The sequence below is a fragment of the Candidatus Bathyarchaeota archaeon genome (genome assembly GCA_026014685.1).
Lineage (GTDB): Archaea > Thermoproteota > Bathyarchaeia > Bathyarchaeales > Bathycorpusculaceae > Bathycorpusculum.
This window is the reverse complement of sequence record JAOZHW010000008.1, coordinates 117,882-141,730: the sequence shown is the minus strand read 5'-3', so window position 1 is coordinate 141,730 and position 23,849 is coordinate 117,882. Positions and strand designations below refer to the sequence as shown.

At 49.9% G+C, this 23,849-nt stretch carries 28 protein-coding genes and 1 riboswitch; of the genes, 16 read left to right on the top strand and 12 right to left on the bottom strand.

The window, feature by feature from the left end; all coding sequences use genetic code 11:
* Positions 1-5: 5 nt before the first annotated feature.
* From NWE96_08010 to NWE96_07995, 4 genes are all read left to right on the top strand, one after another.
* Positions 6-860, top strand: coding sequence for an ATP-binding cassette domain-containing protein (locus tag NWE96_08010; GenBank protein ID MCW3983927.1), 855 nt, complete (start codon positions 6-8; stop codon positions 858-860).
* A gap of 8 nt (positions 861-868) precedes the next feature.
* Positions 869-1,576, top strand: coding sequence for a nickel/cobalt transporter (locus NWE96_08005; protein ID MCW3983926.1), 708 nt, complete (start codon positions 869-871; stop codon positions 1,574-1,576).
* A gap of 61 nt (positions 1,577-1,637) precedes the next feature.
* Positions 1,638-1,871 (top strand): antitoxin, encoded by a 234-nt coding sequence (locus NWE96_08000; GenBank protein MCW3983925.1) that lies wholly within the window; start codon positions 1,638-1,640, stop codon positions 1,869-1,871.
* Positions 1,861-2,295: a type II toxin-antitoxin system VapC family toxin gene (locus NWE96_07995; GenBank protein ID MCW3983924.1), complete on the top strand. Its 435-nt coding sequence runs from the start codon at positions 1,861-1,863 to the stop codon at positions 2,293-2,295. The genes NWE96_08000 and NWE96_07995 overlap by 11 nt, the downstream gene beginning before the upstream one ends.
* Before the next feature lie 16 nt (positions 2,296-2,311).
* Here the strand turns inward: NWE96_07995 and cobJ are convergent, their stop codons facing one another.
* From cobJ to hemA, 9 genes are read right to left on the bottom strand one after another with little or no spacing between them, the layout of a single operon-like run.
* Positions 2,312-3,142 (bottom strand): precorrin-3B C(17)-methyltransferase, encoded by an 831-nt coding sequence (gene cobJ, locus NWE96_07990; protein MCW3983923.1) that lies wholly within the window; start codon positions 3,140-3,142, stop codon positions 2,312-2,314.
* Positions 3,040-4,125 (bottom strand): cobalamin biosynthesis protein, encoded by a 1,086-nt coding sequence (locus NWE96_07985; GenBank protein MCW3983922.1) that lies wholly within the window; start codon positions 4,123-4,125, stop codon positions 3,040-3,042. The genes cobJ and NWE96_07985 overlap by 103 nt, the downstream gene beginning before the upstream one ends.
* 1 nt (position 4,126) lies before the next feature.
* The gene (cobM, locus tag NWE96_07980; GenBank protein MCW3983921.1) at positions 4,127-4,891 is read right to left on the bottom strand and encodes a precorrin-4 C(11)-methyltransferase; all 765 of its coding nucleotides are present in this window, start codon (positions 4,889-4,891) and stop codon (positions 4,127-4,129) included.
* Positions 4,888-5,658 (bottom strand): precorrin-2 C(20)-methyltransferase, encoded by a 771-nt coding sequence (gene cobI / locus NWE96_07975; protein ID MCW3983920.1) that lies wholly within the window; start codon positions 5,656-5,658, stop codon positions 4,888-4,890. Before cobI ends, cobM begins: the two co-directional genes overlap by 4 nt.
* Positions 5,659-6,279: a precorrin-6Y C5,15-methyltransferase (decarboxylating) subunit CbiT gene (cbiT, locus tag NWE96_07970; protein MCW3983919.1), complete on the bottom strand. Its 621-nt coding sequence runs from the start codon at positions 6,277-6,279 to the stop codon at positions 5,659-5,661.
* 19 nt (positions 6,280-6,298) lie between these two features.
* Complete coding sequence (gene cbiE, locus NWE96_07965; protein MCW3983918.1) at positions 6,299-6,964, bottom strand: precorrin-6y C5,15-methyltransferase (decarboxylating) subunit CbiE; 666 nt, start codon at positions 6,962-6,964, stop codon at positions 6,299-6,301.
* Positions 6,946-8,046 (bottom strand): cobalt-precorrin-5B (C(1))-methyltransferase CbiD, encoded by a 1,101-nt coding sequence (gene cbiD, locus NWE96_07960; protein ID MCW3983917.1) that lies wholly within the window; start codon positions 8,044-8,046, stop codon positions 6,946-6,948. Before cbiD ends, cbiE begins: the two co-directional genes overlap by 19 nt.
* A gap of 12 nt (positions 8,047-8,058) precedes the next feature.
* The gene (gene cfbA, locus NWE96_07955; protein ID MCW3983916.1) at positions 8,059-9,138 is read right to left on the bottom strand and encodes a sirohydrochlorin nickelochelatase; all 1,080 of its coding nucleotides are present in this window, start codon (positions 9,136-9,138) and stop codon (positions 8,059-8,061) included.
* Between the two features lies 1 nt (position 9,139).
* Positions 9,140-10,459, bottom strand: coding sequence for a glutamyl-tRNA reductase (hemA, locus tag NWE96_07950; protein MCW3983915.1), 1,320 nt, complete (start codon positions 10,457-10,459; stop codon positions 9,140-9,142).
* A gap of 30 nt (positions 10,460-10,489) precedes the next feature.
* On the opposite strand from hemA, the gene NWE96_07945 reads away from it, so the two are divergent.
* The 8 genes from NWE96_07945 to NWE96_07910 all read left to right on the top strand — a co-directional run bounded on the left by NWE96_07945 (position 10,490) and on the right by NWE96_07910 (position 17,901).
* Positions 10,490-12,055: an AAA family ATPase gene (locus tag NWE96_07945; protein MCW3983914.1), complete on the top strand. Its 1,566-nt coding sequence runs from the start codon at positions 10,490-10,492 to the stop codon at positions 12,053-12,055.
* Positions 12,049-12,705, top strand: a complete 657-nt coding sequence (locus NWE96_07940) for a bifunctional precorrin-2 dehydrogenase/sirohydrochlorin ferrochelatase (protein ID MCW3983913.1) — start codon at positions 12,049-12,051, stop codon at positions 12,703-12,705. The genes NWE96_07945 and NWE96_07940 overlap by 7 nt, the downstream gene beginning before the upstream one ends.
* Positions 12,702-13,682 (top strand): porphobilinogen synthase, encoded by a 981-nt coding sequence (gene hemB, locus NWE96_07935; GenBank protein ID MCW3983912.1) that lies wholly within the window; start codon positions 12,702-12,704, stop codon positions 13,680-13,682. Before NWE96_07940 ends, hemB begins: the two co-directional genes overlap by 4 nt.
* Complete coding sequence (gene hemL / locus NWE96_07930; protein ID MCW3983911.1) at positions 13,664-14,980, top strand: glutamate-1-semialdehyde 2,1-aminomutase; 1,317 nt, start codon at positions 13,664-13,666, stop codon at positions 14,978-14,980. The genes hemB and hemL overlap by 19 nt, the downstream gene beginning before the upstream one ends.
* On the top strand, positions 14,977-15,912 hold the full coding sequence (gene hemC / locus NWE96_07925; protein MCW3983910.1) for a hydroxymethylbilane synthase: 936 nt from the start codon (positions 14,977-14,979) through the stop codon (positions 15,910-15,912). Before hemL ends, hemC begins: the two co-directional genes overlap by 4 nt.
* The gene (gene cobA, locus NWE96_07920) at positions 15,899-16,654 is read left to right on the top strand and encodes a uroporphyrinogen-III C-methyltransferase (protein ID MCW3983909.1); all 756 of its coding nucleotides are present in this window, start codon (positions 15,899-15,901) and stop codon (positions 16,652-16,654) included. Before hemC ends, cobA begins: the two co-directional genes overlap by 14 nt.
* The gene (locus tag NWE96_07915) at positions 16,633-17,454 is read left to right on the top strand and encodes a uroporphyrinogen-III synthase (protein MCW3983908.1); all 822 of its coding nucleotides are present in this window, start codon (positions 16,633-16,635) and stop codon (positions 17,452-17,454) included. The genes cobA and NWE96_07915 overlap by 22 nt, the downstream gene beginning before the upstream one ends.
* Before the next feature lie 258 nt (positions 17,455-17,712).
* Positions 17,713-17,901: a hypothetical protein gene (locus NWE96_07910; GenBank protein MCW3983907.1), complete on the top strand. Its 189-nt coding sequence runs from the start codon at positions 17,713-17,715 to the stop codon at positions 17,899-17,901.
* Here NWE96_07910 and NWE96_07905 read toward each other — a convergent pair.
* Entirely contained in the window at positions 17,898-18,674 is a 777-nt protein-coding gene (locus NWE96_07905; GenBank protein MCW3983906.1) for a hypothetical protein, read from the bottom strand. The two genes, NWE96_07910 and NWE96_07905, sit on opposite strands and share 4 nt — an antisense overlap.
* A 604-nt stretch (positions 18,675-19,278) precedes the next feature.
* Here NWE96_07905 and NWE96_07900 point away from each other — a divergent pair.
* The 4 genes from NWE96_07900 (at position 19,279) to NWE96_07885 (ending at position 22,260) form a co-directional block, all read left to right on the top strand.
* The gene (locus NWE96_07900; protein MCW3983905.1) at positions 19,279-20,013 is read left to right on the top strand and encodes a winged helix-turn-helix domain-containing protein; all 735 of its coding nucleotides are present in this window, start codon (positions 19,279-19,281) and stop codon (positions 20,011-20,013) included.
* 96 nt (positions 20,014-20,109) lie between these two features.
* Positions 20,110-20,520, top strand: a complete 411-nt coding sequence (locus NWE96_07895) for a hypothetical protein (protein ID MCW3983904.1) — start codon at positions 20,110-20,112, stop codon at positions 20,518-20,520.
* 58 nt (positions 20,521-20,578) lie between these two features.
* Positions 20,579-20,689: riboswitch (TPP riboswitch) on the top strand.
* Positions 20,683-21,246 (top strand): energy-coupled thiamine transporter ThiT, encoded by a 564-nt coding sequence (thiT, locus tag NWE96_07890; protein MCW3983903.1) that lies wholly within the window; start codon positions 20,683-20,685, stop codon positions 21,244-21,246. It overlaps the preceding riboswitch by 7 nt.
* 15 nt (positions 21,247-21,261) lie before the next feature.
* Positions 21,262-22,260: an AIR synthase-related protein gene (locus NWE96_07885; GenBank protein MCW3983902.1), complete on the top strand. Its 999-nt coding sequence runs from the start codon at positions 21,262-21,264 to the stop codon at positions 22,258-22,260.
* Here NWE96_07885 and NWE96_07880 read toward each other — a convergent pair.
* Entirely contained in the window at positions 22,250-23,128 is an 879-nt protein-coding gene (locus tag NWE96_07880) for a RimK family alpha-L-glutamate ligase (GenBank protein MCW3983901.1), read from the bottom strand. The two genes, NWE96_07885 and NWE96_07880, sit on opposite strands and share 11 nt — an antisense overlap.
* A gap of 46 nt (positions 23,129-23,174) precedes the next feature.
* Positions 23,175-23,642: a hypothetical protein gene (locus tag NWE96_07875; GenBank protein MCW3983900.1), complete on the bottom strand. Its 468-nt coding sequence runs from the start codon at positions 23,640-23,642 to the stop codon at positions 23,175-23,177.
* Positions 23,643-23,849: the final 207 nt, after the last annotated feature.

Here is a 23,849-nt window from a genome sequence, read left to right as displayed (position 1 = left end):
TTGAAATGCTGTTTCGCCTCGAAAACCTCGTGCATCAATACTCAGATGGTACAATCGCCTTAGACAATGTTTCGCTCAGTTTCGAGACTGGCGACAGGATTGCCCTTTTAGGAACCAACGGCTCAGGAAAAACCACGCTCCTAAACCACCTAAACGGCATCCTAAAACCCACTTCTGGGCAAATTTACTATCAAGATCAACCCTTAAAATACGACTCCAAATCGTTGCTTCAACTCAGAAGAAGAGTGGGTTTTGTCTTTCAGGACCCAAACGATCAACTCTTTGCTCCAACCGTAAAACAGGACGTTGCTTTTGGTCCCTTAAACCTTGGGCAACCCCCTGAGCAGGTTAAAAAAGTCGTTGATGATGCGCTGGAAACTGTTGGTATGTTGGAGTTTAAGGAGAAGCCTCCGCATTTTCTCAGTTTGGGCCAAAAAAAACGTGTTGCATTAGCTGGTGTGCTTGCGATGGAGCCTGAAGTCATAATTATGGATGAGCCCACATCTAACCTTGACCCACGAGCCACAAGCGACATTCTGCACTTACTTTTACGTCTTAACAAAGAAAAACGAATCACACTTTTGCTGGCCACGCATGACGTTGACATGGTGCCACTGTTCGCCAACAAACTCTACATCCTCAGCAAAGGAAAACTCGTCTCCGAAGGTGCACCTAAAGACCTCTTCTCCGATGCAGAACTGATACGTAAAGTGAATCTGCGTGCCCCACGATTAACACACCTCTTTGAGGTCCTAAAGAAAGAAGACAACTTGCCCATCGACGAGAAACTACCCCTAACAATCGGGGAAGCAAGAAAAGAAATTCTCCAGCTCTTGGGAACAACAAAATCTGAAAAGTAGGTTGAGCAATGACTGCAATTGAGGCTTCCATAATCGGCGTAATCGTCATCGGGTTGCTACATGGGTTGGAGCCGGGGCACGGCTGGCCTTTAGCGTTGCTTTACTCTGCAAAAACCACCCGACCGATGTTCTACGCGTTTGTGAGTTCAGGCATACTTTCGCTGGCTCATTTCGCCTCTTCTATCGCGGTGGTTTTAATCTACGTAGTAGTTAGTGTGTTCTACGATTTTTCAAGCCCGATTTTAACTTACATCGCGGCCGCTGTACTGATAATTTTAGCAATTAAATTGTTTACCGAAAAAGTACACTCGGACTTGGCGGAGCAGCATGGACACTTCCACGACAACGCCTGCGATTTAACCCACACGCATGAACACGAACACGCAGAGGTTGGCTTACATAATCATGAGCACCTGCACCCTAAACGTCTAAACATGTCGCTTTGGAAGCTTGCGAGCTGCGCCTTTGTTTTGGGCTTTGCGCATGAGGAGGAGTTTGCCCTGTTGGCTTTGGCGGTGGGTGGTGTTAGTCCGTTGTTGTTGATGGTGGCTTATGGGTTGGCGGTGGCTGTGGGCCTTATAGGCGTTACGTTGCTGGGTATGAAGATGTATGAGCGTGTTAAAGACCGCATCAGCCGCTACGAGAAGTACATACCAAAAGTCAGCGGAGTGGTGCTTGTGGTTATGGCGGTCGCTCTGCTTCTCGGTGTCCTGTAACGTTTTTGTTAACAAAATGTTTACAACATGTTTATATCTACTGTTTACATAAATTGTTTACATGAGCGATGTAATTGCGATAAGAGTTCCAAAAGAACTAAAAAAGGAACTTCAACAACTCAACCCCGACTACGCAGAGGATGTGCGGGCGTATCTGGAACAAATGGTAAAAAGGAAAAAACTAGCCAAAGTACTAGCTGAAGTTACTGTGTTTAGGCAAGAGTTATACAAAAAAATCGGTAACACAACACCTTCTGCCGATATAATCAGGGAAGACCGCGACCATGGTCACTGAAGTAGTCGTGGATTCATCAGTTATCATAGCTCTAGTTATCCCCGAGGAACATTCTGATTGGGCTCTAAAAAAAATTTCAGAGCACACTTTTCTTCACATTTTGGATTTTAGTTATTATGAAGTTGCCAACGCCATAAAATGTAAAGCATCGACTGAACTGACCGCTAAAGGGGCTGAAAAAGCGTTCACCAAAGCCCTTGAAATCATGAACCTTTTTGGTGTGCACAGTTTTGGCGAGGTTATCGTTGACGCTATTGCATTAGCGTTGAAATATAATATTGCTGTTTATGATGCTTCTTTTCTGTCGCTTGCGGATAATTTAGATATTCGATTGCTTACTCTTGACCTTAAACTGGCACAGAAATTCGAAAACACAAAATACCGTGGGCTGATTGAATACCCAAACAAGCAATCAACTCATTAGAAAACGATAAAAAAAATTATTGTGTTAAGTCATAGCCTCTTGCTGTGACCATTTTGCCGTTAACGACTTTTGTAGCTGAGTTTCCGACTACTAACGTGGTGACCATGTCTATTTCGCAGTTCAACATATCCTTAAGGGTTGTTAAGGTGTAGGTTTGCCCTTCGCGCCCCGCATTCCTGACGATGCCCACAGGCGTTTTAGGATCAATATGCTTCATCATTATCTCATAAGCCTTCATCAGCGGCTCGATGCGTCCTTGACTCTGGGGGTTGTAGAGCACAATCGACATGTCGGCTTGTGAGGCGGCTTCGAGTCGGCGCTCAATTTTCTCCAACGGCGTCAATAGGTCGCTGAGGCTGATAACTGCGAAGTCGCTGATGAGTGGGGCGCCGAGGATGGCAGATGCGGCTGTGGCTGCGGTCACCCCTGGAACAATCTCGACGGGTACGGTGTTTTTTTCTTGTGCGGCTACTTCGAGGACGACGCCTGCCATTCCGTACACGCCTGGGTCGCCGCTGGAAACCATAACCACCGCTTTGCCCTCCTTAGCTTTGTCAACTGCGATTTTGGCGCGTTCCACTTCTTTGCCCATGGTGCCTGAGATGACTTCTGCTCCTTTTTTGATGATGTTTTGGATGAGTTTGATGTAGGTGCCGTAACCTACGACTACGTCTGCGTTTTCGATTTCGCTTTGGGCTTTCGGCGTCATGTGCTCTGCGCTGCCGGGTCCGATGCCGACGACGCTTACTCTGCCTCGGCTACTGCGACTGTTACTCCGTTTTGTTTGGTCTTTTTTAGAATCAACTTTGCGTTTGGTCCTGCTATTTTTAGTGCTGCTCGTTCGCATACTCCTCCAATACCGATTTTGTTTTGTACCATCGCTGAATCAGGCGACAGGTCATCATAAACTACTGAGCCAAGTGCCTCAACACTTAAAAATTCAAACGGTGCACCTAACTTTTCCATGGCGTCAAGCATGGGTTTTGAATTGCGTTTTATGTCAACCGTTGCGAAGCGGTGAACTCTTGAAAGTGGTACATGCACACGTTCCAACGCCGAATCAACCGCCGTGACTATGGCTTCGGCGGGGGTGTCTCTGCGTGCCCCCAACCCAACGGTGATGCGTTTGGGTTTTAGTATGGTAACGGGTTTGCCGATTTTTTGGGCGGTAACGGTTTCATCTGTGATTATAATGCCTGCATCGTAGGCGTTGATTATTTCGCGTGCTTCTTTTATGTTTTGAGCCTTTTTGACTTCAAAACAACCTGCTGCTTCCAAGGGGATTTCAACTTCGCCCACTAAAACAACTACAACGTGCCCCTCGTTCACAATAGCAGAGTTCACCGCCACGAGGCTGTTTGGGTTTTGAATCGACAAATGCAGGGTTCGGGCGAGTTCATCTGCGCTCAGTTTGCCCATGCTATCTGATGCTGTGGTTATGACTGGCGTGGCGCTGATGCCTTCGGCGATGATGCGGGTTAATTCGTTTGCGCCGCCCAAATGCCCGCTTAGTAGGCTTATGACGAATCTGCCTGAAACATCCACACCTATAACGGCTGGGTCTGTGAGTTTGCTTTCAAGCAGAGGCGCCACTGCTCGGATTATTATTCCTGTAGCCATCACTCCAACTAGGGCGTCTACTTGGCTGTAGGTGTTCTTGAAAAAATCTACGATGTTTCCTTTGAGAGCTGTTACAGCTTTTTGGCTGTATTTTTCTGGGGCATAAACCACGCTGCCCAAACCTGCCTTTTCAAGGGCACATTTGATTTTTAGGGCGGTTTCTACGCCGCGCCTTGTTACTGCAACGATTGCTATGCCCCTGTCGTACATGTTATGTTTCGCCTTTGCGGAATGCTGTGGTGAATTTGGGGTCGTAGAGTTTAGATAAATCGTAGGCTTCTGGGTCAAGAACTCGGCCCACAAAAATCAGCGCAGTCTCCGTGATGCCCTCAGCTTTGACTTTTGCCACGATGTCCGCGAGGGTGCCTTTAACGATTTTCTGTTCAGGCCAAGTGGCTTTGTAGACGACTTGGCAAGGGGTATCTTTGGCGTAGCCGCCTTTCTGGAGGTCCTCAACTACGCGGGCGATGTGGGGCGTGCCCAAGAAGATGACCATGGTGGCTTGGTGTGCCGCAAGTTTTTGGATGCTTTCTTTTTCTGGCACAGGGGTTCTGCCTTCGGGGCGGGTAATGATAACGGTTTGAGAGATGTTTGGCAAGGTTAATTCGCGGTTGAGTGCTGCGGCGCCGCCCAGTAGGCAACTGATGCCTGGGATGCGGAAGTACTCTATGCCTTCTTTGTCGAGTGCAGTCATCACTTCTTGGATGGCGCCGTAGAAGCTTGGGTCGCCGTCGTGGAGGCGGACGACTTGTTTGCCTGCTTTGACGCCTTCAACCATGATTTTGAGCATTTCAGGCAGCCCCATCTTTGCGCTATCGTGGAGTTCTGCGCCTTTTTTGCAGTATTTGAGGTATTCGGGGTTAAGCAAGCTCCCTGTGTAGACTACTATATCCGCCTGCTCCAGCCACTTTTTACCCTTCAGCGTAATGAGTTCGGGGTCGCCTGATCCTGCACCGATAAAAACAACTTTATTCATGCCCTGCAGCCTCCGTTTCCGTTCTGTTTCCAATGAATAGGAACCTGACTTTTTTTGACGATGGCTACTGAAAAGTAATCCTCTGTCACGTCCCAGCCGCTGACTTCGCCAAGCTTGCCCACCATCACCTTCTCCCTCGAAAGAGTACACCGTTTCACCAAGGCGACGGTAGAGTTTTCTGTGAAGCCTGACTTAAGCAGGATGGGGAGTAACTGTTTGATGCGGAAAGCGCATTTCATAAAGACTACATTGTCGGCGTGTTTGGCGGCTTCTTCAATTTTTGCTGGGTCAAGGTCTGAGGGGATGATGGTGACTACTTCTTCTTTTTCTGCGAGCGGCAACTTGGAGCTTGCTGCAACAGCGGTAACGGAGGTTACGCCTGGAATGATTTCTAACTCGATGTCGGGGTAGGTTTCTTTGACGCATTCGTAGAGGTAGAGAAAAGTGCTGTAGAGCATGGGGTCGCCGAGTGTGATGAAGGCAACGTTGCCTTTTTTGGCTTTGGCTGCGACTATGGCTGCGTTTTCTACCCAGAGTTTGCGGTTGTTAAGGTCGTCTTTGGTCATGGGGAAAACAAGCTCAAGCATTTCAGCGGGTTTTTTGCGCTCGCTAAGGATGCCTTTTACCATATCCAGCGCCATGCTGGGTTTGTTAGCATGCGACTTCGGTATGCAGATGACGTCTGCATCTTTGAGGGCTTTTGCGGCTTTGAGTGTGAGTAATTCGGGGTCGCCTGGTCCGACGCCGATTCCGATGAATACACCCATCTATGGTTGTCCTCCCGCGGGTCTTGTTGCAGAAACTATCGTGATGGGGTTTTTGGCGATCATCATGGTTCCACTGATGGTGGTTTTTCCCTTTGCGACAGAGATGCTTGTGACGTCGATGTCTCTGTAGCCTAACGCTTTAAGTTCAGAAATCGCCGTGGTTGCGGTTTCCAGTTGGATGGCGTTTATGACGATTCTGCCGTTGGGTTTGAGTTTGTAGTGTGCTGTCTGGATGATTGCTCTCAGAGAAACCCCCCCTCCCCCTATAAAAACGGCGTCTGCATTCGGCAGCGCGATGAGCGCTTCGGGAGCTTTGCCCTTTGCGAGTGAAACGTTGCCCTCTGCGCCGAATTTCTGCAGGTTACTCTTGGTTAATGCAACTGCGGCTTCATCCTCGTCAAAAGCATAAACCCTTCCCTTTGCACCAACTTGTAGTGCTGCCTCTACGGTTAAGCCGCCTGTGCCGCAGCCCACGTCGATGACTATTTGTCCCTCGTTTAGTCTGGCTTTGGCTATGGTGATTACTCGGATTTCTTCTTTAGTTGGACCCGGAACAGCTTCGCTTTGGTTAAAGCATTCGTCTGGTATACCGGGGGTTTTGTAAGGCCAATTTTTCGTCATTGTTATGTTCACTTTTCTGTTAACTAATTGTTTGCTTGATAACCATAACACATAGGGAACCAAAACTCTGGTCTGCTGTCTTTTCCAGAGTGGTTTGGGTGATTTTCTCGTCTTCCAAAGTGACGTTTTCGCAGATGTACACTTCTGTTTTGGGGTCTGCACCTGTTTCAAGCAGCAACGCCCCGATGTCTTTGGGTGTGAAACCCTTGGGTGCAGGGAGCAGCATGATTGTGCGCCCGCATTGGTAGGCAGAGACGAGTTTGCTTTTTTCGTCGTCGGAGACGTTGCCTTCGTGGAAGGTGAATAAGCTTGCGTTGTCCCAGCTAATGCCTAAGCGGGCTGCGCAAGCTTGGATGGCGCTAACGCCTGGCACAACTGTGATGTCTTCTGGTGCGAAAAGGCCGCTTTCAAGTGCAGTGTGCAGCAACCCTGAGAAGCCTGGGTCACCTGTCGAAAGCAAAGCCACCTCTTTACCCGCTTTAACTGCTTCTGCCGCCCTTATCAGTAGCGCCTGTAGGTTTTTGGCGGTTAAAACAGCTTTTTCGCCTTTGATTTCGCCTGTGAAAAGCGCTAAACTCCGCTGTGCTCCAATAACAAGCTCAGCTTTTGCAACCGCTTTTTTTGAGGCGGGCGTAACGTAATCTGGTGAGCCTGGTCCGACGCCGACTATGTTAAGTTTTGCCAAGGTTTGTTGCTCCGTGCATTTTTGTCCATGCCAAGGACTCTGCCGTCCATAGCTACGATTACGACGCTGATTTTGATTTTATTTTCTACTCGATCACTAACTTGTTTGTGTACCCGTTCGGCTATGAGGTCGTAGGTAGCTTCGATTAGGTTGGCTTGGCGCAGGATTTCTGTGGCTTCATCAGTTGTGTTTGCTTCGAGGAGTGCCTTGATGGTTTTCTGGTTGGCTCCTGCTGCGCCTGCGTAGGCTGCGACAACTTCGTTTCTTGCGTCGCCGACTTTGTGATGCGTGTTAAAGAGTCTAGCAGCAACCTTAACCAGTTTGCCTGAGTGTCCGAGGACGATGATTTCTTTGATGCCTTTCTCGACAGCTTTGTCAAGCATGTAACCGACGAAGTCACCTGTCTGCACGATGGCATCTTCAGGAACGCCGAATTTTTCTTTAGCGATTCGTTCGCCAATGTTGCCTGGCACATAGAGAATGCGCTTATAGCCACGAGCGATGGCAACGTCGATTTGCGGCACCAATGAACGTCTACATGCTTCCAGCGAGAGCGGCTTGACCACGCCTGTTGTGCCCAAGATTGAGATGCCGCCTTTTATGCCGAGTTTGGCGTTGGTGGTTTTTTTGGCGATGTTTGCCCCTTCAGGTGCGCTGATTGTGACTTCTGCGCCCCTGCCCTGTGGGAGGGCTTCTTTTACGGCTTCGATTATCATGGCTTTTGGGGTGGGGTTAATGGCGCCTTCGCCGATAGGCACTTGTAAACCTGCTTTGGTGACTGTGCCAATGCCAGCGCCGCTTTTGACGGTGATTTTGCCGTCGCTTGTGAGTTTGACGGTGGCGGTGATTTCCATTTTGTCGGTTGCGTCTATGTCTTGTCCTGCGTCTTTAACTGTGACTGCTTCGGCGGTATCAGCAGAGATTCTTCTGCTGGATTTGACTGGAACTTCAAAACGTAATCCAATCGGCGTTGGAATGACGACGCGGTCCACAGGCTCTTTGACGGCTGCAATCGTTGCGGCTTTGGCTGCTGCCGCGGCTGTTGCGCCAGTCGTGATGCCGTATTTGAGAAACCGCGCCATGCTTTCGCTTCCTTACTGTTGAGCTTCAGCCATGGCAAGCAGAGCGTTGAAGACGGCTACTGCGATGGTGCTGCTGCCCTTGCGTCCCTTTGTGATTATGTGGGGGGTTGGGAGTTTGGCGATTTCTTCTTTGGATTCCGCTGCACCAACGTAGCCTACTGGCACCGCAACAATCAAAGCAGGCTTAACATTGCCCTTTCGGACTTGTTCGGCTAACTCGAAGGCTGCGGTTGGTGCGTTGCCGATTAAAAAGATGGCTCCGTCTGCTCCGTCGGCTACTGCGAGACGCATGGCGGCAGTGGAGCGTGTGATGCCTTCTTCGGCAGCCATCTTTGTGGCGCGTGCGTCATCGATGTAGGTGAGGACTTTGCACCCGAATCTGTGCACCCGGGATTCGTTGATGCCTGCCTTAATCATCTTGACATCAGTGACGATTTTTGCGCCCGATCGAATCGCGGCGACGCCTGCGTCAACGGCTTGGTCGCTGATGACGAGCAGTTTGGCGAATTCGGGGTCAGCAGTCGTGTGTACAACCCGCTCGATTATGGCTGCCTGATTCTTTGGTGCCTTAGCGAGGACGTCTTGGATTTCTGGTCGGATAAGGGTCATGCTTTTATCAAAAATTTTTGTTGACGCCGCAGGCAAAGCGATGGGGGCGTTTGCTTTGAAGGGTGCATGGTGGTGTTCCCAATCTTCACCTAACGCTTTGAGGGCTTTTTCTTCTAGGATGACTGCGATGCATTCGTCTGCGCCGATGGGTTCACCGTAGATAAGTTCAATTCCCCGCTGTGAGAGTTGGGATTCTTTGTCTTTGACGCCGATGAGTTCAGGAATTTCTTGTGTTGTATGCACGCCAGGCGCAAGGAAGGCTGGAACCAAAACGATTTTGTTGACGCCCCGCTTGGCGATGGTGTCTATGGCTTCGGGAATCGTCGGTGAATTCCGAACCATAAAAGAGATTTCAACGGTTTTGAAGCTGGAGCGTTCCCTCATAATCTGCGCTAGCTTTTCGAGGTTTTCTCTGTTGTGTGGCAGTTTGCTTCCGTGGCCGATTAAGATTAAACCGACGTTGTCGTGGGTGGGTTTTTGCAAGTTATTTTTTCTCCGTTTTCTCAAACAATTTTATGGCTGTTTCTATGGCTTGTTTGTCGCCGTTTTTGGCGGCTGACCTCAAGTTTTCTACGATTGGAATAAAAGTTTGTTTAAGCAGAATGGACGTTAAATCGTTAATGACCCGTTTTTGGCGTTCATCCAATTCCCCCAGCATATTCAGCGCCGTTGCGAGCTCTCTTTGACGGGTTTCTTCAGCTTGTGAGAGAATTTCTGAGATTATCAAGCGCACACTGAAGCTTTTCATCTCCTCCTCCAAAATAAGTAGCTCTTTTTTGAGGAGTTCGGCGGCTTTCTCGATGGCTGCCTCCCGCTGAGCCCTGTTTTTTTCGGCAATCATTTGCAGGTCGTCGATGTTGTAGAGTTTGACGCCTGAGACTTCGGTGACGGTTTTTTCTACGTTGCGGGGGTTGGAGATGTCGATGACTACAAGCGGGTTGACGTTTTGACGTTTAGCCATCAAACGGGTGACGATTTCTTTTGTGAGTAAGTTGTGGGGTGCTGAGGTTGAGCAGATAACCACATCAGCGTCCACCATGACCTCGTCGAACCTGTCGAACTTGACTGCTTGACCTGACAGGTCCTGCGCAAGCTTAACTGCGCGGTCGTAGGTCCGATTGGCGATGAAAATGGGGCTTAAACAACGCCGAGCAAGGGCTTTTGCAACCAACGTGCCCATTTCACCCGCGCCCATAACCAAGATTTTTTTGTCCTCCAAGTTCCCAAGGAGTTTGCCTGCTAATTCTACGGCGGCTGACCCAATCGACACTGCGCCTTTGTTGATGCCTGTTTCGTTGCGGACGCGTCTGCCGACGATTACGGCGCGGTTGAAGAGGTGTTTTAGGATGGGGCCGAGTGTTTTGGCTTTGTCAGCTTCGAGGTAGGCGTCCCAAGTTTGGTTTAGGATTTGGTCTTCGCCTATGACCATGGATTCCATACCTGAGGTGACTCGCAGTAAATGCTCAAATGCAGCGTTGTCGACGCTGGTTTCTATGGCTTTTTTTGCTTCCTCCATTTGTTCGCCTGCTCTCTTCGCTAGAAGGTCGCTGGCAACTGTGAGGGTGTTTTGTGCTTCTTCGGCGACGAGGTAGACTTCGATGCGGTTGCACGTTTGGAGGTAGATGCATTCTTCTACGCCTTCGATTGCCTGTAATTCGGTGAGGGCTTGGGTTTTGTCTTTAAAAGCGACTGCTTCCATCAGCGGTACGTGCGCTGTTTTGTGTGTGATTCTGACGTTGAGGACGTGGTCTACCTTCGCTGATGAATGCATGGATGGATAAACCGACCAGCTTAAATATAACATTTACGGTAAACTACCCGACGGGGCCCACGGATGACTCTCCACCACAGAATCGGCTTAATTTACCTCCCAGGTGCACTTCCCTGCTTCGAAAACTTCGGAAACCTGCCCACGGACTTGGTGTGCGGCGACGCAAAAGTAGACGGTAAACCTGCAAGCGAAGTTTTAGACATGCTAATCATCCCCGGAGGCAGCCTCGTCGAATCCCAAAGCGTCAACCCCACGGTAACCCGCGAAATCCTCAAGATGGCAGACTCAGGCAAATACGTGCTTGGCATCTGTTCAGGGTTTCAGGTGCTTGCCAAAGAAACCGACGTCGGACGCCTCTCAACCATCCCCGTTAAACGTGAAGGCTTAGGGTTGCTTGACGCAGAGTTCAAGCCGCTTATCTGCACTGACCGCGTAACGGCCGACGTAGTAGACAAAAGCTTTCTAACGTCGGAAGTGGGCAAACAAGTCACTGGTTTTCACTGTCACACCTACGGCGAAATCCATCTTCACAGTGATTCCAAAACCATCCTAATCACCCATGCTCAACGGGTTAACTATTTCGGGAAGGGTAAAGACCTCATCTCTGGCGTTGCGAACAAAAGCGGCAACGTAGTCGGAGTCTTCATCCACGGCTTATTGGACAACAACCCCACAATCACCCAGAGCATCATGCAATCCCTCGACATGAACCAAGCTGACCTTGATGCCGTCAAAGCAGCCAACGCCAAACTGTTAGAGAACATAAGAGGCGAAGTCGGCATATCCACAGGTATACGTCAGCAGCCTTCAATCAAAGAGAAACAAACCAAGCTCCTTTTGGTTACCGCTTTGGGCAGCGGTTCAGGAAAAACCTTTGTCATAACAGGCATCGCGGGAGCCCTCAAAAAACGCGGCTACAAAGTCGGCGTAATCAAAGTCGGCGGAGACATACGAGATGCCGTCCCATCCCTCTACCTAATCAAAGAACCAATGAGGGAATACTCTTCTATAGCGGTGGGGCAAAGCGGCTGGATGCCCCCTGAACAAGCCATCAGCGAAGCCAGCAAAGACTACAACTTCTTACTCGTCGAAGGCGCCATGAACGCGTTCACAGGCTTACTCAACGAAAAATACAAGCGCCCCATGTCCACGGTCGAGGTAGCTGCAGCGTTGGGGGCCTCCACGGTTCTGGTGGTTGCCTGCGACCAAGAAGGCTTAGAAGGCGCCCTAATAGACACCCTAAACAACATCGTCGTGCTGCAGAGTTTAGGCGTAAACACGACAGGCGTCATATTAAACAAGCTGCATGTTAGCTACATGACTAAAGAAACCGTCTCCATGATGCAGCAGGCGTTCGCAAAACTCGGCGTGCAGTTACTGGGTATGGTTCCACGGTTGAATCTGGAGCACCGCGGCATGATTCCTGAAATAGAAATCCGCTACGAAGACTTCTGCGCCCAAGCCATAGCCGCAGCCGAAAAAAACCTCAACATAGACCTCATCACAAAAGTCGCTGCACCCCCCAAACCCGCCAAAATCGACTACAACGCCCTAACTGCCAAATTCAAAAACCTCATAACCCACTACAGCCATAACGCTTCACAAGGTGGCAACCAACAAACGTGTTAATCGACCTCAGACTCACTGGCAAAACCGTCATGGTAATCGGCGGAGGCGTAGAAGCAACCCGAAAAATCCAGAGTTTCTTAGAGTCGGAAGCGAAGATTTGGGTGATAAGCCGAGACTTTACAAGTGAACTTCAAAAGCTAGGCGAAGAAAAACGGGTTGCCCTGCTCAAAACAGGCATCAAAGACGCACAGGTTTTCGTAGACAGCCTCAGCCCCAAACCGTATGTGCTCTTGGCAGCCACAAACAACCCTGCCCTCAACCTTGAACTGGTCAAAGCCGCCAAAAATTACGGCTGCATAGTTTACGCAATAGATAACCCCGAGTTAAACGACTTCATTTTGCCTGCGGTGGCGCATGTGGGAGACGTGAAGATCGCAGTTTCCACGGGCGGCAAAAGCCCCGCTATGGCTCATGTGCTGCGGGAACGGGTTGAAAAAATGGTTACACCCCAGGACCTTTTGGCGATTCAGCTGCAAGAGAAAGCCCGCGCCGCCTTGAAGGGCAAAGTTTTGGACCAAAAAGAAAGAAGCAAAATACTCTACGAAATACTCAACAGCGAAGGCATAAAAAAAGCCCTCTCTGAAGGCAAAACTGCAGAGGCAGAAGAACTCGCAATCCAATTAATAGAAAAAGGAGCCAACCAAACATGAGTTTTCCAACCGTACGAATGAGACGACTACGCAGAACCCAAGCGATGCGTGAAATGCTAAACCAAATCCACCTCCACCCAAGCAACCTAATCTACCCAATCTTCGTAGAAGAAGGCATCAAAAAACCCGCACCCATCAGCTCTATGCCTGGCTACGCGCGGTTGCCGCTTTCTCAGGTCACCGCCGAAGGCAAAGCTGCCCAAGCTCAAGGCGTCAAAGGTGTGCTGCTCTTCGGTATCCCAGCTAAAAAAGACGAAGAAGGCACCAGCGCCTACGCCAAAGACGGCATCGTCCAAAAAGCCATCCGCGAACTAAAAAAGGCCTGCGGAGACGAACTAGTCGTCATCGGTGACGTTTGTCTCTGTGAGTACATGAGCCATGGACATTGCGGTGTCGTCAAAGACGGTGAAGTCCAAAATGACCCCACGCTGGAGCTTTTGGGCAGAATCGCAGTGAGCTATGCCGAGGCAGGCGTGGACATCGTGGCGCCATCTGCAATGATGGATGGTCAAATCGCTGCAATCCGAGAAGCCCTTGACGAAGCAGGTTACGACCAAATCCCAATCATGGCTTACGCGGCGAAGTATGCCTCAGGTTTCTATGGACCATTCCGCGAAGCAGCTGAATCCACACCTAAATTCGGGAACCGTCGCAGCTACCAGATGAGCCCGAGCAGCCCTCAGGAAGCGCTGCGTGAGATGGAGCTTGACATCGCCGAAGGCGCTGATATGATTATGGTTAAACCCGCCTTGGCTTACCTCGACATCATCGCGTTGGCGAAGGCTAATTTTAACGTGCCTATCGTGGCCTACAACGTCAGCGGCGAATACAGCATGATAAAAGCCGCCGCAGCCAACGGCTGGATAGACGAAAAAACCATCATCCGTGAAATCCTCACCAGCATGAAACGCGCAGGCGCAGACCTCATCATCACTTACCACGCTAAAGACGCAAAAACATGGTTGACCCAACCTTGACCGAATCCAAATCTAAAACGCTCTTTGAGCGAGCTAAAAAAACCCTGCCTGGCGGCGTAAACAGCCCCGTTCGCGCCTTCGAACCATACCCCTTCTTTGTCGAGTGCGCTCAGGGCTCTAAACTCTACGACGCCGACGGCAAAAAATATATAGACTACTGCATGGCGTACGGCGCATTGCTGTTAGGTCATGCACACCCAGAAATCCTAGACGCAGTTAAAACGCAACTGTCAAAAGGCACACTCTACGGTGCACCAACCGAGTTGGAAGTCCAATTTGCCGAGCAAATCAGCAAAGCCTCGCCCTGCATGGAAATGATGCGCCTAGTCAGCACAGGCACCGAAGCCACCATGCACGCCGTCCGAGCCGCACGCGGATACACAAACCGCAAAAAACTCATCAAATTCGACGGATGCTTCCACGGCAGCCACGACAACGTCTTGGTTAAGGCAGGGTCAGGTGCTGCGACTTTTGGGGCTCCGAACTCGCTTGGAGTTCCCGAAGAAACCACCCAAAACACGATTGTTTTGCCCTACAACGACGTGGAAGCCTTAGAGGCGACGTTTAAGAGTGAAGGAAACCAGATCGCTGCAGTTATCGTAGAACCAGTAATGGGCAACGTCGGCTTAATTTTGCCCAAAAAAAATTACCTGCAAAGTCTAAGAAAAATCACCGCTAAAAACGGTGCGGTTTTGATTTTTGATGAAATCATCACAGGGTTCAGATTGGCCTTGGGCGGGGCACAGGAGTACTTCGGCGTTAAACCCGACATGACCACATTGGGCAAAGTTTTGGGCGGCGGGTTCCCGTTGGCGGCGTTTGGCGGCAAAAAAGAAATCATGCAAAACATCTCTCCAGTCGGCAAAGTCTACCAAGCAGGCACTTTCAGCGGCAACCCCATCTCAGCAACAGCAGGAATGGCAATTCTCACTTACCTAAACAAGAACAAAAACCAAATCTATCCCAAACTCGAAAAACACGCCGCCACACTCAAAGCAGCCCTAACCGACCTATCCACCCAACACAAGCTCCCCGCACAGGTCTACAGCATCGCCTCACTCTACCAAATCTTCTTCACCAAAGACACCGTAACCGACTACGCCTGCGCCAAACACAGCGACCCCGCCATGTTCAACGCTTACTTCCAAACTTTGCTTAAGGAGGGCGTGTTTATTCCGCCATCACAGTACGAGACCTGCTTCCTATCCGCCGCCCACACCGAAGACGACCTCAAATCAACCATAAACGCCTTCGACAAAGCGCTTTTTGCGGCTGCGAAAACGAGGAAAACCCCATGAAGCTAACAGTCGGCACCCGAGGCAGCAAACTCGCCCTTGCACAGACAAACCGCACCTTGGAGTGGATAAAAGCCAAAAACCCAGATGTTGATTTCGAAGTGAAAATCATCCACACCATCGGCGACAAAGAACACGGCAAACCCCTGTTCAGCATCGACTGCAAAGGCATCTTTGAGAAAGAAATCGATCAGCAAGTCGTCAGCGGAGAAGTCGATTTAGCCGTTCACAGCCTCAAAGACGTACCCATCGTGGAGCAGCAAGCAGGCACCGTTTTAGCAGCTATTCCAAAGAGGGATTCGCCCTGTGACGTTTTCATATCCAAGAACCAAATAAAACTTGCCGAATTACCCAAAGGCGCGGTTGTCGGAACAGGCAGCCTCCGACGCCTAGCAGAAATCAAATACCTCCGCCCTGACCTTCAAGTGGAACCCATCCGCGGCAACATCGACACCCGAATCGGCAAGGTGCGCAGAGGCGAACTCGCAGGAATAGTTCTCGCCGAAGCAGGTCTAGAACGCATGGATATAACTGGCGAAATGACCGAACGCCTCTCACTCGACCAGTTCCCTTCAGCTGCAGGGCAAGGCGCGATTGCAGTGGTCACAAAAGAAGGCAACAGCGAAGTCATCAAAATTCTGCAGTCTGTCGAGGACAAGGCGGCACGGGCTGAGATTACCGCGGAGCGTAGCCTCGTTTTGAAGTTGGAGGGCGGTTGCCGTGTTCCCATCGGCGCAGTTGCCAAAGCAGACGGCGACAACCTCACGCTTTACGGCAGCATCTTCTCGCTAAACGACCGCAAAAAAATCAGTGCATCAGCAAAAGGCACCCTCGCAGAGGCTGAGAAACTCGGAGCAAAAGTCGGCGAAGACCTCATAGCTCAGGGTGCAAAAGACTTCGAGAAGGAATGGAGAGAAAAATATGGTGTATGGTAAAGTCTTCCTCGTCGGTGCTGGTCCAGGCGACCCCAAACTGCTCACGGTTAAAGCTGTTGAAGTACTCAAACAAGCCGACGTAGTCATCTATGACCGTTTAGGCGTCAGCGAAGAAGTGCTCAACATGGCACCTCAAAAAGCTGAGCGGATTTTTGTAGGCAAACGCACAGGTCTCCATGAGGTACCACAAGACCAAATCACAAACATCATAATCGAGAAAGCCAAAGAAGGCGGCAAAGTGGTGCGGCTCAAAGGCGGCGACCCCTTCATCTTCGGCAGAGGAGGCGAAGAAGCCGAAGCGCTAGTGGCGGAAGGTATCGAATTCGAAATCGTGCCAGGTGTTAGTTCCTCCGTTGCGGCTCCAATGTATGCAGGCATTCCCTTAACTCATCGTGACTATGCAGCTTCAGTCGCCATTATCACGGGGCACCGAGCGGGCGACGCAGAAAAACCCGTAGACTGGGTAAAAATCGCCAACGCCGTCGACACCATGGTCATCTTGATGGGCGTCGAATCCTTAGAGGGCATCGTCAGCAAACTGCTGGCAGGCGGCATTAACCCACAGAAACCCGTCGCCATGATTGAATCAGGCACTCTCCCCCAGCAACGCACACTCATAGCCACATTAGGCACAATCGTCGCAGAAGCCCAAAAGCAGCAAATCAAGCCGCCCTCAGTCATCCTCATCGGAGAAGTCGCAACCTTAGGCAGGAAACTCGCATGGTTCAAACAACCCCTCTAAAAGGCCGCGTCGTAGCCATCACCCGCCCCACTGGACAAGCAGAAGAAGCAGGCGCGCTGATTCGGGCAAAAGGCGGTGTACCCTACTACATCCCCGCCATAGAAATCAAACCGCTCAGCAACCCCGAACCCATGAAGAAATTCATCGCAGAACTCCAAGCAGGCACAGTGGACTACGTGATTTTGATGAGCACCAACGGCGTCAAATACCTCTTCGAATCAGCCCAAGAGGTTGGACAAAACCGCAAACTTTGCGAGGGCTTAGCGAAGTCCTTTGTCATCGGTGTTGGACCAAAAACCGCTGAAGCCCTAAAAGACGCAGGCGTGCGGGTAGATTTGGTTCCGCAGAAGTACAGCAGCGAAGGCTTACTCGAAGCGTTCCAAGACCGAAACGTTGCGGGCAAAAAAATCCGCATCCCCAGAACCAGCAACGCAACCCCAACATTGACCAACCAACTGAGGCAAATGGGCGCGGATGTGGAGGAAATCTACGTGTACGAGTCAGGCTTACCTGTGGATGAAGCACTAAAAACCAAATTCTACGACGACTTGACCAGCGGACGCATAAACGCAGTTCTGTTCGGCAGCGGGTTAAGCGCCAAAAACATCTTCAAGATGCTAACAGAAAAAGCCCCAATGGAGGAACTGCGCAGTATCCTCGCCGAGAAAGTTACAGTCGTCGCCATCGGACCCACCACAGCCCAAGCTCTCAGAGAACTCAAAGTGAAAGTCGATGTGGTGCCAGACGATTACCTCTTCGACAGCGCACTTGACGCGTTAGCCAAACACTGGAACCAATAAAACCGCCTACACTTTAGGACCACAAACCAATCCGCCTTTATATAAGGGAGGGGAGGTACACTGTGAGACGTCGCGTGATTCCCGTATTTGCGGATACGGATTCGTATGCGCCACTAAATAATGGGGGTCTAGTCACCGCAGAGCAGCAAACTTGGCGTCGCTTCTTCTTGTTGTTGCATCTGAACAGCCACTCACGTTTAAACCAGCACCCGCCACCACATAGGTAGCTAAATTCTGCGTTCTTTAGGAGGTGAATCAATGGAGACAGCCGAGAAAAGCGGCAAAGTCAAACTCACCATGGAACTCGAAATCAACCCTGCCGCGATGGATTTGATTAAAGAAAACATGTCTCACATGGTGGATATGGCTTCTCAGTGGCGTGGACAAAGCAGCAAAGGCAAAATGGAAAGCGCACACAGCATGATTCATGGAGAAGAAAAGAGTTAGAGAAACTCGGTGGTGAATGGCGGTTCAGCCGATACCGAAGCGATGACTTGGGCCGCAAACTCTTCCTGTTCAGGCTCCCCACTCACAGCCAGCCAAACTGAACCTTCTGCGCCGCATACACCTCCAGCCGCAATCAACTCAACGTTTGCAGCGGTCAAGGCTTCTAAGGCTTCGATTTCAGTGAAAACCTCTCCCGGCAACGGCAGCATTCGGTATCCGTCTGCACATGGCCTGTTGAGTTTGGCGGATAAGTCATCCAAGTCGCCGCAAATCCGCTTTTCTAACCCGACTGGAACGATAAGCCTGACTCTGCGTCCCACGATTGCAGGTAAAGCTAAGCCGATTGTGCCTGCTTTGGGGTGACCAATCAACACCGCCGCCTGCTTGCGCTCTAAATCCAGCGCGTTGGCGCCTTTTAGGATAACGTCGCCTTCTTTTAGGTCGTCAACTACGTCAGCGATGGTTTTGCCCTTCTGCCAGACGCCCCTGACAATGACTACGTCGCCGGGGAATCGACTTTCATCTAAGAGTCTGCCCTCTTTGGTGACAGGCATGTTCGGCGGTAACGTGACACCACGAAAGAAGTGCCTGCGGGAAAAGTCGCCTTCTATGTTGTGGGTTTTAAGGATTTCTTCAGCTACGTAGCCGTTGGTGGTTCCCGCCACGATGACGACGGTGCCGTTTCGGATGGCTTTTCTGACGACTGGGTGGGTGGCTATGGTTTTGGCGATGAGGCGTTTGCCCGCTTGGGGAGTTAAGAGAAACTGCTTCATGACTGATCTCCTTGTTGGTATGGTCAATGCTGAAGTTGGCTTTATAATTTAGCGTCGCGGCTGACTGCATCGATAGATAAAGGGTGCTTTGTGGCTTATTTGGGGGGTTCTGGTTTTTGTTTTGTCAATTCACATTTTTTGAAAACCAAGCAATCGCTGCAGGAAACTTCAGCGACTATGTTTTGGCAGTCTATAACTATCGTTTTGTACATGCTGCGGGCACCTCACTTAACTGCTCCACTATCAGTTCCAACGAGCAGGAACTGTTTTCTTTCTTCGGTTTCACGTCCAGCTTGGGAAACGTGTCGCCGCGGTTCACTACCAATGCCAAGTTACACATTGTTTGCTGTCTCCAGTTGAGTTATGGTTGGAGCGGTTTTTAGGGTTGCCCGATATATTCTCTATAGGCTCTCTTACTGCTCGATACAATTCTGGCTTGTGATGATTTTTTGTAACTATGTCATGAACTTTTTCGATATCTTACTTTTTTCAGCTGCTAATTTCAACGAATTTTTCTGCGTTTATCTTTCGTAAAACATTGTTTGTAGTTTGACTATTTTCGCAGTCAAAAAACCCTAAATTATAAGAACACAGTTTTATTTTTATGAGCGCTGGGCTTTCCTCTCTCTACAAGATCCTAAAAGACGAGAACAGACAAAAAATAATCAAGATTCTTCAACACAAAGGAAGAGTCAGCTACACTGAACTACTGGAAGCCTCAGAAACAGGAAGCACAGGACTCCTCAACTATCACATAAAAGTTCTAGGCGACCTCATCGCAAAAAACGACACTGGTCAATATGAGCTAACCGATAAGGGAAAAGTGGCTTATTCGGTTCTCTACAATTTCCCTGCAGAATCAGACTTAGCTCGAAAACGGAGAGCCCAAAAAATTTACTGGTTTCTTTTGGCAATGGGCCAAATTGTACTTTTGGCAAGTGTTGTCGTATTCTATTTTTTGGGTACAGTTGATTACACGCGGCTTATTCAAGCTTGTATTAGCTGTGCCATGGGGTTGCCGATGTCGTATTTTGGATACATGATGATGGTTAATCCGCCTGCTCCAGGCTCCGAGCGGATGAAGAAGCGCATGCGTATTGCTTACCCATTGGGCGGCGCATGGCTGGGTTTCGTTTTGTCCTTTTTTGGGGTACTTTTGATTCTGGTTACTTTTGCTAGAAATCTTTTACGGTATTTTTTTTCTGCTGAGTATGCTGTTTTTATGATATTTGTTGCTCCTGCGATTGGTGCAGTTTGGGGTTATTGGGTTGGCAAACGTAATGGTTTCAACAAGCCAAAGTGGCTGGTGTGGCTGGACGAAAAAGCAGGATTTACCTAAAAAACCGAAATCAACTTACCAATTCTGAGAACAATCGATCTCTTGTGTTGGAGAACAGGTTTTTTAGGTTTGCCGCCTTAACAAAATAGAACACCAATGCCGCGGACTTTATCATTCAACTTTAATTCTAAGAAGAAAACCTTACTCTACGAACTCCTAATAATCGGCTTTCTGATTGCGGTAGGCGTCGTGGTTTTGGTTTGGCAGGCACCAGCCATATCCTCCTTCTTTCAAAGCTCAAACGGTTCAGACTCTCAATACACCACTTTGAGTCTGGTTCCTGGCACCTCACAGACATATCAGCACAATGGAGACTCGTATGTTTTCAGCTACCGTATGTCTCCTTCTGATGAGTCAGGCCTGTTCTATGTGGCCAAGAACTTGGAGCAGACACGGTCTTTTCCCGCAGTGGTCGGCGCGGTTTATTCGGATTTGGGGTTAGAAATTAAGGTGTCAACGGTTACACAGGACTTGATGGTGGTGCTGGTCAAGCCCCTGCCCAAGTAATCCCCCGCATTGATCTGGGTTGGAATGGTAAAACTAATATTTCGCGTGTAGGTTTAGATTTTTGTTCTTGGGGAGCTGGGAAAGACCCGGCTGAGAGGATGCCTAAAGCGGCGTCGACCCTGTGAACCTGAACCAGGTAATACTGGCGGAGGGAAACCTTAAGTGAAAACAAACAACCATCTAGACTCTATAAAACAAAACAGTAAATATTATCAGTCCTTTAGAAACCCACGTGTTTTAGCTGAAATCGCCATCTTCACCGCGTTGGCAACCGCGTTGAGCACCATAGTCATCTACGTCATGCCTCAAGGCGGCTCAATCACGTTGGCGTCGATGGTGCCGATTTTGTGGCTCTCACTCAGACGAGGCCCAATAGTTGGAGTGGTCACGGGTACAATCTATGGTGGCATACAATTCATGCTATTGCCCTATGCAATCGACCCCATCCAAGTCCTGCTCGATTACCCCTTGGCGTTTGGCGTGTTGGGGTTAGCGGGTTTCTTTCAGAAGTGGCCTGTCGTGGGCGCGGCAGTTGGGATCGGGTTGCGGTTTGTGATGCACTTCACTTCGGGTGTAATCTATTGGGCACCCATCTACGCCCCCGGCATAGACCCAATCATCTACTCATCCGTCTATAACGGCAGCTACCTCTTGCCTGAGTTGGCTGTAAGCGGATTTATACTCTTCCTGTTGCAGAAAACTAAAGTGTTAAAGGCATACCTGTAGAGGAGCGCATTTGGCGTGAAGCTGTCTGGAGAAAAACTAAAGGCACTGTTACAGTGCATAAAACCCGACGAACGCGTAGTTGTTCCGCCGTTAATCGGCTACGACGCGGGAGTTCACCGCATAGGCGACCAGTACCTCGTCGTTGCTGCAGACCCCTGCACGGGTGTGCCTGAGGAATGGTTCGGTTGGTTACTCATCAACTACGCCGCCTCCGACGTCGCACTCTCAGGCGCCAAACCCGAATTCTGCACCGTTACCCTGCTTGGACCCCGCCCCACCGACCCCGTCCGTTTCCAACGTGCCATGCAGCAAACCTGCCAAGCCGCTGACGAACTTGACATAGCCATAGTGCGTGGCCACACAGGTATGTACGACAGCTTAAACGATCTCGTCGGAGTCTGCACCGTCTACGGCACAGTCAAACCCGCGCGGTTGATAACCTCGGGCGACGCAAAAGCAGGTGATCTGATTCTGTGCACCAAGCCGCTTGGACTGGAAACAGTCACAAACTTCGCGCTTGCCCACAAAGAAGCGGCCCAAAACCTTTTCAGCTCCAAAAACCCCGCGGAATACAGCGAACTTGTATCTATGCAGAGCTGCGTAAAAGAAGCCTTGTCACTTGCAGAGGTTGAGGGGGTGCATGCCATGCATGATGCGACGGAGGGCGGGTTTGTTGCGGCGCTAAACGAGCTTGCGGGGGCTTCAAAACTCGGTTTCGAAGTGGACTGGAACAAAATTGCCATACAACCGGAAGCTTTGGTGTTGCAGAGGCATTTTGATTTAAGTGACGCGCAATTGTTGGCTATGTCTTCGACTGGGACGATTTTGGCTGCGGTAGAACCCAAAGCAAAAAGAGCGGCGTTACAGACTCTTGAAGGGTTGGGGCTTAGGGGCTACTTTATCGGGCAATTCACCGAATACAAAGACCGTATTATAGCTAAAGGGCAAAGTGAGGCGGCTTTTCCAGAGCACGCTGACGACCCCTACACAGCCATGATGGCCACTACTTTTTGAGTTCAGACAACACGAACTTGACGATTTCATCTGCAATGTTGACTTTCGATACGACCTGTAGCCCTTTCCAGCCTGGTTGACTATTCACGTCCACGATGCAGGGCCCTTTTGGCCCTTCGAGAATGTCTACGCCTGCAACTTTGCAACCCACCGCTTTAGCGGCTTTAACTGCGAGTTCTTTGAATTCGTCGCTTATCTCTGTCGGCGCAGGTTTGGCGCCTCGGCTATAATTGGTCTTCCACCCCGTCGCAATGCGCCGCATCGAAGCGATAACTTGGTCGCCCAAGACGAAGGCACGGATGTCGCTAAAGCCATGGTCAACGAATTCCTGCATGTATATGACGCCGTGATGGAAGGTTATGGCTTTGAATATCGTGTCGGCTATGTCTATGTCGTTGACGCGTGTGGCTCCTTGTCCGCGGCTGCCGAAGATGGGTTTGACGACGACGTCGCCGCCGAGTTCATGGAAGGCTTTTAGGGCTTCATTAACGCTTTCAGTTGCCAACGTTCGGGGGACGGGGACGCCTACATCTTCCAAAAGTGCGAGGATGTCGTATTTGTCGACGCAATGCTCAATCGCTGTGGGGGGGTTTACCATGTAGAAGCCTTTGCGTTCAAGCTTGTAGAGCATGTCCATGCGGAACACTAGCTCTTCGAGGCTGCCGCGTCCGATGGGGCGAATGATGAGCGCATCCAAATCGTCTAGGATGCTTATTTCGTTAACTTTGAAGTAAGGTCGATACGCCAGCCGTGCAACTAGTCGAGGAAAAGTAAAACATTCATAGGCGATGCCGCGGTTTGTGAGTGCTTCGCGGACTTGGCTACTGCTCCAAGCTTCAGGGTTCCGTGTCATTATGCCAATTTTCATTGGGGTCTGTCCTTAGATGCTTAAAACATGCAAAGGGTTTTCCTTCTTAAAGGTTCTGGGGGAAAAGTCGCTGTTGTACTCTGCGAACTCTGCCAAGCAAATCTCCAATCAAGGCTCCAAAGGCTAAGCAAACCGCCAAACTTGAAACCACGAAGAAGATGTCCAATGCAACCATCTGGGGCATAAACACCAAAGCCGTCACCGCCCATATGCCGAAACCGATGAACGAGGCACCTACAAAGATAACCGTCATCCGCTTGCTAATCGACAAAACAGAGGGGCTGGTGCGGATAAAGCCTATAACGCCAATAATCACCGCAAACGTCGCCGCCAACACCACCGTCTTTTCTAAACCCAAATTCAGGGTAACCCCAAAAACTGCGGAAACCACAACAAACACAGCCGTCAGCATAACCCAGTAGGATTTTTTAGCTGTGAAGCTGGGGGTTTGGTTTTCAGGTTTGGCTTTTGGTTTTGTTTTCTGTTTGGGCTGCGTTTTTTGGGGTTTAGGCATAGGGGTAGTTGCGGACTCAGCCCTTATTAATATTTCAGGTTCTCAATAGAGAACTGTTTTGTCAGCTTTTTCTAAATGAGCTTTTGGTTGCAGCAGACAGACACCTTAAGAAAGCCCTAATAGTGGCGAAAGAATAACAGTGATTATGCCTCATTCGGAGTGAGTTCCATTTATATCACCTAACTTTACCTTAATGCAGTCACAAGC